The sequence below is a fragment of the Candidatus Culexarchaeum yellowstonense genome (assembly GCF_024707025.1).
Taxonomy (GTDB): domain Archaea; phylum Thermoproteota; class Methanomethylicia; order Culexarchaeales; family Culexarchaeaceae; genus Culexarchaeum.
On record NZ_JANGFQ010000105.1, the window covers coordinates 1 to 2618 of the forward strand.

Annotated in this window: 4 protein-coding genes; all 4 read left to right on the top strand. The window is 36.0% G+C overall.

Annotation, left to right across the window (positions count from 1 at the left end; genetic code table 11):
- On the top strand, nt 1-760 hold a 760-nt coding region (locus MRT15_RS09055), incomplete at its 5' end, for a polysaccharide biosynthesis C-terminal domain-containing protein (RefSeq protein ID WP_304329764.1).
- 33 nt (nt 761-793) lie between these two features.
- On the top strand, nt 794-991 hold the full coding sequence (locus MRT15_RS09060) for an NUDIX hydrolase (RefSeq protein ID WP_304329765.1): 198 nt from the start codon (nt 794-796) through the stop codon (nt 989-991).
- A 453-nt stretch (nt 992-1444) separates the two neighbouring features.
- Nucleotides 1445-2035, top strand: coding sequence for an NAD(P)-dependent oxidoreductase (locus MRT15_RS09065; RefSeq protein ID WP_304329766.1), 591 nt, complete (start codon nt 1445-1447; stop codon nt 2033-2035).
- Nucleotides 2036-2038: 3 nt separating this feature from the next.
- The gene (locus MRT15_RS09070) at nt 2039-2566 is read left to right on the top strand and encodes an NAD-dependent epimerase/dehydratase family protein (RefSeq protein ID WP_304329767.1); all 528 of its coding nucleotides are present in this window, start codon (nt 2039-2041) and stop codon (nt 2564-2566) included.
- Nucleotides 2567-2618 lie beyond the last annotated feature (52 nt).

Genomic DNA, 2618 nt, shown 5'->3' on the forward strand with positions numbered 1-2618 from the left:
GATTGTGCTTGCATTTCTCCCCTTATCGGATGTTGGTGTATATGATGTTGTTGGTAAGGTTTTCAGTGTCCTAGTATCCTTTACAGTTCCATTTTCCTCGGCATTATTTCCATATTATGGTTCAGCTTATGGTAGGAGTGAGCATGATTTGGTTAGTTCAACTATAAAGAGGGCTTCAAAATATTCTGCTCTGATATTTACGCCTCTAGCGTTAGGCCTTTTCTCTACGGGTAAAGCTGTCATAACTCTCTTTGCTGGGCAACAGTATGAGGATGGGTATACTGTTCTCTCAATACTCTCCATATTTGCACTTGTATACAGTATTTCGCCAGCATTTAGCAATCTCCTCCTCATATATGGGAAGACTGTAACCATACTTCTCTTAAGCATTATACCTGTGGCTGTAAGCCTATTAACCATCCCCATCCTATGGCTTTTCGGCTTGAATGGTCTCGCCTTAATGAAGGGTTTATCGATGCTCTTAAGCTTCATAATATCATTGTACGTTTTATCTAGAGTTGTGGAGATTAAACTTGATAAAATTGTATTACTTAAAATCTTTTCATCCTCAGTGATTATGGCTTTAGTAGTCTTGCTTATTGAATACGTGTATTATAGTGAGTTTCTATTGCCATTATATGTATTTGTAGGGGGGTTGGTCTACATGTTATCCTTAAGGTTTTTGAATGTGTTTGATGAGCAAGATATCCTCTTTTTAAGGCAGGTCTTTGGCACTAAGATTGGATTAATTATTAGGTAGAATAATGTCGTATTAAGATGAAGCCTTTATTCGATGAAGATGATGAGAATAGAATTTAAGGTTAATGTGAAGAAGGCTGTTGAATTTCTGGGTTTAAGTAGACTTGAAAGTCCGGAGAAATCTATTGAGGAAGCTCTGCTTCGGGAGGTTAAGGAGGAAACTAGGTTAACTGTAACTAGATATAGGTTTGTAAATGTGTATTCAGAGTTTTTCCTGAAAGGCATGATATAACTATAGTTTATTTATGTGAATGTGATGATGGGGAGGTTAAGTTGAATGATGAGCATTCGGAATTCAAATTCTTTGAAGAAATACCTAAAGACATTCATCCATACTTGCTCAAGGCAATTAAAGATTCCGGCTGGAAACCCTTAAAGGATAAATAATGAATTAAGCAGGAATAAATATTGGAGAATTATGGTGATTGAAAATTGTTTCCAAATCTTAAGGGACATAAGCAAAGAAGTAGGAAGACTGTTCTATTTGTGACAATGAAACAATCGTATAGTATTCTGTAATTATAATGTTGATTAACTTTTCATCTTGTTAACAAGTCCCTTTATAATACCTAATTTTCAGTTTTGAGAATGATAATGTGAGGTCTTCTTTAGATCTTTTAAGCTCCATAACTTTGAAGTCTAAACGTTTTTAAATTGTAAATTTGTTATGTTATTTGTGATGGAAGTGGAAAGTATAGAGAGGGTTTTAGTGACTGGTGGTGCGGGATTTATAGGTTCGCATACTGTTGATTTGTTGGTGGAGAAGGGGTATGAGGTGAGGGTTCTTGATAATTTGGAGCCGCAGGTTCATTTTAATAGAAAGCCTGATTATTTAAATCCAGAGGCGGAGTATGTTTTTGGTGATATAGTTAATAGGGAGGATTGGTTGAAGGCTTTGAAGGATGTGGATGCTGTGATTCATCTTGCTGCAATAGTTGGGGTTGGTCAAAGCATGTATCAACCAGTTAGGTATCTTACTACAAATTCTATTGGAACTGCAAATATGTATGAGGTTCTTCTTGAGAAGCCTGAAATTAGGAAGGGTATAAGGAAGGTGGTTGTTGCTAGTTCTAAATCAATTTATGGTGAGGGAGCTTATGTGTGTAAAGCTCATGGACTTGTTTATCCTGGATTAAGAAAAAGGGAGCAATTGGAGAAAAAGGATTGGGAGGTTCATTGTCCATTCTGTGATGAGTATGTTAAGCCTGTGGGAATAACTGAAGAAAAACCTGTTCAAAACCTTTCCATATATGCTTTATCCAAATATGATACTTAAAGAATAGCGGTTAATTTTGGGTTTGCTCTAAAAATTCCTACAGTAGTTCTTAGGTACTTTAATGTTTATGGACCAAGGCAGAGTTTGAATAATCCTTATACTGGTGTAATTGCAATATTTTCTTCTAGAATAAAGAATAATAATCCTCCCATAATATTTGAAGATGGAAGACAGTTGAGGGATTTCATTTACGTTGAAGATGTTGCAAGAGCAAACCTTCTAGCTTTAGAAAGCGAAAGGGAGGGAGTATACAATGTTGGAACTGGAAAAGCCACGAGCATTTTAGAAGTTGCAAATACCTTAATTGAGCTTTTCGATTCAAAAGTTGAACCGAAAATCACGGGGGAGTTTAGGGTAGGCGATAATAGGCATGATTTCGCTGATATATCGAAGATTAAAAGAGAACTCAAATTCGAACCAAGGTACAGTTTAAAACAGGGTCTCGAGAAATTTGTTGAATGGGGGAAGACACGGGAAGCAATAGATATGTTTGAAAAAGCTGAAGAAGAGAGAAAGAAGTATTTAGGTTAATAGGAGTGGAAATTTTACAATATTTGGGAATAGCTAAGTGAATAAGTCTTAG

What these genes read in the sequence shown, in the direction of transcription:
- MRT15_RS09060 (WP_304329765.1), top strand. Translation starts at nt 794, where the DNA reads ATGAAGATGATGAGAATAGAATTTAAGGTTAATGTGAAGAAGGCTGTT.